At 68.2% G+C, this 6,695-nt stretch carries 4 protein-coding genes and 1 pseudogene; 1 reads left to right on the plus strand and 4 read right to left on the minus strand.

What is annotated here, in order from left to right; all coding sequences use genetic code 11:
- Positions 1–72: 72 nt before the first annotated feature.
- The 4 genes from ACFPCV_RS21640 to ACFPCV_RS21655 all read right to left on the minus strand — a co-directional run bounded on the left by ACFPCV_RS21640 (position 73) and on the right by ACFPCV_RS21655 (position 4,938).
- Positions 73–1,473 (minus strand): tryptophan 7-halogenase, encoded by a 1,401-nt coding sequence (locus tag ACFPCV_RS21640; RefSeq protein WP_378058077.1) that lies wholly within the window; start codon positions 1,471–1,473, stop codon positions 73–75.
- Complete coding sequence (locus tag ACFPCV_RS21645) at positions 1,470–3,194, minus strand: non-ribosomal peptide synthetase (RefSeq protein ID WP_378058078.1); 1,725 nt, start codon at positions 3,192–3,194, stop codon at positions 1,470–1,472. Before ACFPCV_RS21645 ends, ACFPCV_RS21640 begins: the two co-directional genes overlap by 4 nt.
- Before the next feature lie 59 nt (positions 3,195–3,253).
- Positions 3,254–4,042 carry a thioesterase II family protein gene (locus ACFPCV_RS21650; protein WP_378058079.1) on the minus strand — a complete coding sequence of 263 codons (789 nt, stop codon included), beginning with the start codon at positions 4,040–4,042 and terminating at the stop codon, positions 3,254–3,256.
- Between the two features lie 491 nt (positions 4,043–4,533).
- Positions 4,534–4,938, minus strand: a complete 405-nt coding sequence (locus ACFPCV_RS21655; RefSeq protein ID WP_378058080.1) for a hypothetical protein — start codon at positions 4,936–4,938, stop codon at positions 4,534–4,536.
- Positions 4,939–5,613: 675 nt separating this feature from the next.
- On the opposite strand from ACFPCV_RS21655, the pseudogene ACFPCV_RS21660 reads away from it, so the two are divergent.
- Positions 5,614–6,504: pseudogene (locus tag ACFPCV_RS21660) on the plus strand (IS701 family transposase); the annotation flags it as partial.
- Positions 6,505–6,695: the final 191 nt, after the last annotated feature.

The following is a 6,695-nucleotide window of genomic DNA, read 5'->3' on the forward strand; positions in this document are numbered from 1 at the left end:
ACCTGACCGTGAGGCGCGCCGGCGATCCGCGCCAGTCCGAGGAGGACGGCGAGCATGAGCAGGATCGCGAGGTCAGACACCGGGCATCAGCCAGCGGCGGCCGTCGGGCGACGGTACGAGTCCGCCGGGGAACAGCGGCGGCTCCGCGCCGGCGGCCTCGCCGAGCAGACCGCGTACCTGCAGTCGCGCGCCTTCCGCGAGCACCTCGCCGGTGAGCCTGCGGGAGAAGTCGGTCGAGGAGACCCCGCCGACGAGGTCGACGAAACCCGCGTCGGGGTCGGTGCCGGCGCGGCCGGTGAGTTTGCTCGCCGCCGTGAAGTACCCCTGCTCGTCGGTGCTGGTCTCGTAGAAGGCGACCAGGAAGTCGTGGAACAGCGTGAACTCGCGGCGATAGCGGAGCTCGAACTCGGTGAACGCCCGCTCTTCTGGCAACTCCCCGGCGAGGGCGCTGTTGATCGACCTGGCGGCGAGCAGTCCGCTGTAGGTCGCCAGGTGCACTCCGGAGGAGAACACCGGGTCGATGAAACAGGCGGCGTCACCGACGAGGACCATGCCGGGGCACCACAGCGCCGTCCGGTCGTAGGAGTAGTCCTTGCGCACCCGCAGCTCGTCGTAGGGCGGCTCTGTGGCCCGTGACGCGTCCGCGAGCAACTCCGCGACCAGCGGGCAGTCGGCGATCAGCCCCGCGTAGGCGGCGTCGAGGTCGCCCCGCACCCGCGCCGCCGCCGAGTGCCGCACGACGGCGCCGACGCTGGTCAGCGTGTCCGACAGTGGGATGTACCAGAACCAGCCGTCGGGGAACGCGGCGCACAGGATGTTGCCCGAGTTGGGCGCGGGCATTCGGTGTCCGCCTTCGAAGTACCCGAACAGTGCCAGGTTCCGGAAGTGCGGTGAGTACTCCCGCTCGCCGTCGACGTCGCGATGCAACCTGCTGCCGTGGCCGGAGGCGTCCACGACGAACCGGGCCCGGGCGATGTGCTCGCCGCCGCGGTCGTCGACGTACCGGACCCCGGCTACGCGGTCGTCGTTCCGTACGGTGCCCACCACCCGGTGCCCCTGACGGACGTCGGCGCCGAGCCTCTTCGCGTTGTCGAGCAGGATCGTGTCGAACTGGCCGCGCTCGACCTGGTAGGCGTAGGAGGTGGGGCCGGCCATCCGTTCCGACGCGGCGAAGGAGAACGTCCATGGTTCGCGGTTGCTGCCCCACCGGAAGGTCCCGCCGCGCTTGCGGACGAACCCGGCCCGCTCGATCTCGTCACGCACGCCGAGCAGCGCGCACACCCCGTGCACGGTGGCCGGCAACAGCGATTCCCCGATCTGGTAGCGGGGGAAGGTCTCCTTCTCGAGCAGCAGGACGTGGTGCCCGTCCATCGCGACCAGACCGGCCACGGTGGACCCTCCCGGCCCACCGCCGACGACGATCACGTCGTAGTCGGACTTCACGTCATCGTTCACGTCAGCGATCGTGCTCACAGTGCGGTGCTCCTCTCCGTCGGGACAGGGACCAGTTCGGCGAGCCGGGCGACGGTACGCAGACGCAGCACGTCACGCAGAGAACATCGCGCCCCGCGGCCCCGCAACTGGTCCGCGAGAGCCGCGGCGGTGAGGCTGTGCCCACCGAGGGCCGTGAAGTCGCTGTGCGCGTCGACGGTGCCGACCCCGAGCAGCGTTCGGAACAGTTCCGCGACCACTTCCTGTGCGGGTGAGAGCGGCTCACCCCCGGTTGCCGAACGGGGGTTTGCCATGGCGCGACCCGGGGGCGCGAGTGCGCTGCGGTCAACCTTGCCGTGTGCGTCGAGCGGCAGCGCGGCCAGCGGGACCACCTCGGCGGGCACCAAGTGGTCCGGGAGGCCCGCCGCGAGGCGGCCGCGGATGTCGGCGGCGGTGTCCGGGCCGCAACCCTGGTCGAGAACGACATAGGCCGCCAGCCGCGTGGTGGCGCCATCGCCGTGCGCACGGACCGCGGCCTGCCGCACACCGGTCAACGCACGCAGCGCGTGCTCGATCTCACCCGGTTCCACGCGGTGTCCGCGGATCTTGACCTGGTCGTCCAACCGGCCCAGCCACTCGACGTTCCCATCCGGTGCCAGGCGGCAGCGGTCACCGGTGCGGTAGGCCCGTCGCCCCGTCGTGACGAACCGTGCCGCGGTCAGCTCCGGCAAGTCGTGGTACGCCAGTGCGAGGCAGGCACCGCTGACGAGCAGCTCTCCCGGCTCCCCGGCGGGCACCGGCCGCAGGTCCGCGTCAACGACCGCCACGCCGGTGTTGCCGATGGGCCGTCCGATCGCGGGGAGCTCCCGGTCACTGAGGCGGCACGACGTGGTGAAAACGGTGCATTCAGTCGGGCCGTAGAGGTTGGTCGCGGTCAGCCCGGTGGTCGCGCGCAGACGTGACCACAGCGGTTCGCCGACCGCCTCGCCACCCATCAGCAGGTGCTCCGGGCGGTGGTCGCCGTCGAGCAGCCCCGCCGCCACCATCGCGTCGAGGAACGTCGGGACCGCTTCGACCACGGCGATCCGGTGCGTGCGCACGAACCCGACGTACTGTTCGGGGTCCGTGCGGATCTCCTCGGGCACCAGGTGCACCTCGTGCCCGCCCACGAGCCACAGCAGCGGGTTCCACGCCGCGTCGAACGAGAAGGGGAGGCCGTGCGCGACTCGGCGCGACGCCCCGTCGGACGGGAACATCCGTGCCGCCAGCTCTTGGTAGAGGTTGACCACGCTGGAGTGCCCCACCACGACACCTTTGGGTCGCCCCGTGGAGCCGGAGGTGTGGAGGATGTAAGCGGGTCCGGTCGCGTTCCTCGGCGGCGGTGCGACGGCGGGGCCGGCGGGTGTCGCGGGCCGGCCGTCGGCTGGCAGCACGATGTCGGCCTGCGCGGCCAGGTGATCGGCGTCGGTGACCAGCAACGAAGGATGCCCAGTGTGGAGTACCACCGCCACCCGGGCCCGGGGTGCCGCGGGATCGACCGGCACGTGGACCGCGCCCACCTTCCCGACGGCGAGTTGCGCGATCACCGCTCGCACGGACCGCGTCATCGCGCACACCACCGGCACGCCGGTGCCGGCGCCGTGGACACGCAGTTCCCTGGACAGTTGGGTGCTCGCGCGGTCGAGGCCGCGTAACGTCCACCGGACACCGTCCGCGACGAGGGCGACCCGGTCCGGGTGCCGGTACACAGCGCGTTCGAACAACCCGCACCAGGCGACGCCGGGTAACGTTCGCCGCTCACCATCCACTACGGACAACCTGGTCATCGCGCGGCCCCCATGACCTTCCGCTCGGCCTGCTCGACCAGGGACCAGAACTCCGCGCTCCGGTCTCCGGACAGCAGTCCGAGGTGACCGCCGGACACGACCAGTGTGGTGAACGGGCCAGTCGTCCATGTACGCCACGCCTCCGTGGCATCCGCCACGGAGGTGACGCTGGGGTCGTCTGCGCCACAGAGGGCCGCCAACGGGCACGGTGCCCGCGTACCGGCCGGCGCTCGGTAGCGGATCGTTGCCAGGAGATCTGTGCGCAACAAGTCCAGTGCGTACGCCCACGCTTCCGGTGCACTGCGGAACCCGGCAACGAGACCGTCGCTCTCCAGTAGCCGCCCCAAAGTTTCGTCGTCGGTCGCTGCATACTTCGCGGGGTCTCGCCGGTGCGGGGCGGTCGCGCCGATCACCACCAGTGCGGCGGGCGCCGTACCGGACGCCATGGGCAATCGGCACGCTACCTCGAATGCGACAAAGGCGCCCATACTCAATCCCACCAACACCAGACGCCCAAGGACACGCTTGGTGAATCGGTCGGTCAGCTCGCGCATGATCTGGTCGGCGACCTCAGTTACCGCACGAAATGGCGGATCAGTCGATCGCACGCCACGGCCCGGGTATTCAACGCCCCAAACCTCGCGACCGCATGCGGCGTCCGCGGAGGCGCGCAACGTGGCGAGTCCTCCACCCGCGGGCGGCAAGAGCAGGTAGTGATGACCGTATGCGGTGCCAACAGCGCTTGATCTGTCTACACGGGACAAGTGAGTGATCGCAAAAGTCATCGTGCATCCTTCCCGCGCGGATATCGGTCACGGCCACGGAACTGGCTCGATAGGTCATATCGCCGACATTGAGAACGACGGTATAGCGCCGTTCTGCGATTACCGAGGGCTTCGTCCGAGAGGACTGTGTGTACGAAGATACACTCCATTGGAGTATGCCAGGTAACGAGTTGGTCGCGAGAGGACTACTCAGGTCATACTCGTCCAGATGGAAGTCCGGTTTGTGATACGAGAAACTCCCCCATCTGGGGGCTGGCCATCCAGTCCGGACTGGACCGCGGCCGCCATGACTCCTTTGGGGTGCATGCATCGAGTTGCCCTCGGTGACACACGAGCGCGGGAGTTGAGCGTCGGATTTTCTGAGAACGGGTTATGAGGTCGACTCAGTCGGTCATGCTCCGGTGTGGACAGCAGCATCATCCGTGCGGCCGCGACCAGCTCGCGTTCCGTCGCGACACTGGCCGCGTCGTTCGTGTCGGACAGGTTCGTGGTCATCGCCCACTACCTGCTCGGCTGCCGTCGCTGTTGCCCACCGTGGTGAGGGAGGCGTGGTAGGTGGTGATCATCGAGTCCAGCGCGACGAGCGGATGCACGACCAGGACGTCATGGTTGGGATCGGCGACCACCAGCACGAGGTCACGCGCGCGCGTGCCAGCTCGGTATCGCACCGCGGCCGGGAGCACGAGATAGGGCTTCGGGCCCATCGCGAACGCGCCGGCCTCGTCGCGGTGGGCCACGACCGACCCGCCGACCAACGCGATGTGCAGATGATCACTTGTCGACCAGCCCAGCGCGTCCACAGTGGCCCAATTGGACACCGCGCCGCGTTCGTTGAGCGTGCCCATGCCGTAGATCAGTGATCCGGTGCGGGATCGGGCGAGGAGGGTCGACGACATCGAGGTGGGCGTTGCGGGAGGAGAGAAGCTGACGACCCGCGCCGCGTGTCAGGCGAGGCGGAACCAGTGGGGCGATTTGCGTTCAGCCACGCCGACCACCCCCGACGATGAACGCGGGGAGAGGTGGGGAGGAGAGCGCAGAGTGATGCCAGCGATACTGGTTGCTGCTGGGAAGTTTCCTACGAATCGGTGTCCGAGGGGCGTCGTGCACGCTAACCACACGCCTCGCTCTGAGGGCCTGAGCCAGATGCGGTTGGTTGGCTGGCGCCGGGTGACGTGGGGTTACGGGGGCATGTCGGTGGACCGAGGCTGCCAGGTGGTTGTCTCCCTGTGGCACGACAAGATGAAATGCCCGTAAGCTCGCGCACGTGCCGCCCTGGCGGCACAATCTCACCCCGTCCTCTGGCAACGGGCGATGCGCGCACGGGAGTCAAAGGAGCCAGGTGGTGACGATGCTCGACGCGCTGTTCAACTCACGCCCGGCCAACGCGGCAGAACGTCGGAAACTGCTCGGCTACCTCCTTCGTCCGGCGCCCCGCCGGTGAGCGTGTTCTGCTCATGACCGCCGCTACGGGACCGCGAGTGCGAGAGGAACGAACACCTGCCTCGATGCGCAGGCACGCCCGCCCGAACGATCTGCGGCGCTATCGGTCGGGCGACCAGTCGCCAGCCGGCACTGGATTCTTGAAGAAGGGCACCCGCTCCGCCGGCGTGCAACGGCAGTACTCCGGCACCGCCGGGCGCATCGAGAGCTGTCAACTGGGCGTGTTTCTTGCTTACACCACAAGCAAGGGACGCACGTTGATCGACCGGGAACTCTACCTGCCGAAGTCCTGGACCGGCGATCGGCAACGATGTCAGGAAGCCGCGGTACCCGACGAGGTCGGGTTCGTCACCAAGGCGACACTGGCACAAGAGATGCTCGCGCGGGCACTGGATGCCGGCGTGCCCGCCGCATGGGTTACCGCCGACGAAGCCTACGGCGGAGACTCGAAATTCCGCCGCTGGCTGGAAACCCGGCGCATCAGCTATGTGGTCGCGGTTGCCTGCAACCAGACCATCCCCGCCACGGCTGGCACCTCGCGGGGCGACGCTCTGGCGGCACAAGCACCCGACGATGCGTGGAAACGACGCAGTTGCGGCGATGGAGCCAAGGGTCCACGACTGTTCGACTGGGCAGTCGCTTCCCTGCCGGTGTACGAGGACACCACGCCGCCGGGCTGGTCCCGCTGGCTGCTGGTGCGCCGATCGTTGACCCCTAACAGCAGGGGTGAACTCGAACTGGCCTACTACTTACGTTGCGCCCCAACAGGGACGACTGATGACGACCTAATTCGAGTGGCCGGCGCCCGATGGGCGATCGAGGAGTGTTTCCAGACCGCCAAGAACGAGGTCGGCCTGGACCACTACCAAGTCCGCCGCTATGACGCCTGGTACCGGCACATCACCCTGGCCATGCTCGCCCACACCTACCTCGCCGTCACTGCCGCGATCGCCCCAGAAGCCCTGGCAGCGGCCTCATCCAAATCACGTTGGGCGAGGCCAAGCGTCTCCTGGCACACCTGATCACCACGCCGGTCGACCACGTCGTGACCTGGACCTGGTCTCTCTGGCGCCGACGCCACCAATACCGCGCACGACGAGCCCACTACCAGCGACGATGCACCAAAATCACGAAGTGCTGCTGGAGTACTAGTGTCCTGCGCCGGAAATTCGCCTTGTAAGTCTAGTGTGGGGTTATGACACGGACTGGGCGA

It is taken from the genome of Actinophytocola glycyrrhizae (genome assembly GCF_042653545.1).
GTDB classification, from domain to species: domain Bacteria; phylum Actinomycetota; class Actinomycetes; order Mycobacteriales; family Pseudonocardiaceae; genus Actinophytocola; species Actinophytocola glycyrrhizae.

Bases quoted from the DNA above. Each gene is read 5' to 3' on its own strand.
- ACFPCV_RS21650 (WP_378058079.1), bottom strand. From the start codon at position 4,042: ATGACTTTTGCGATCACTCACTTGTCCCGTGTAGACAGATCAAGCGCT.
- ACFPCV_RS21655 (WP_378058080.1), bottom strand. From the start codon at position 4,938: ATGTCGTCGACCCTCCTCGCCCGATCCCGCACCGGATCACTGATCTAC.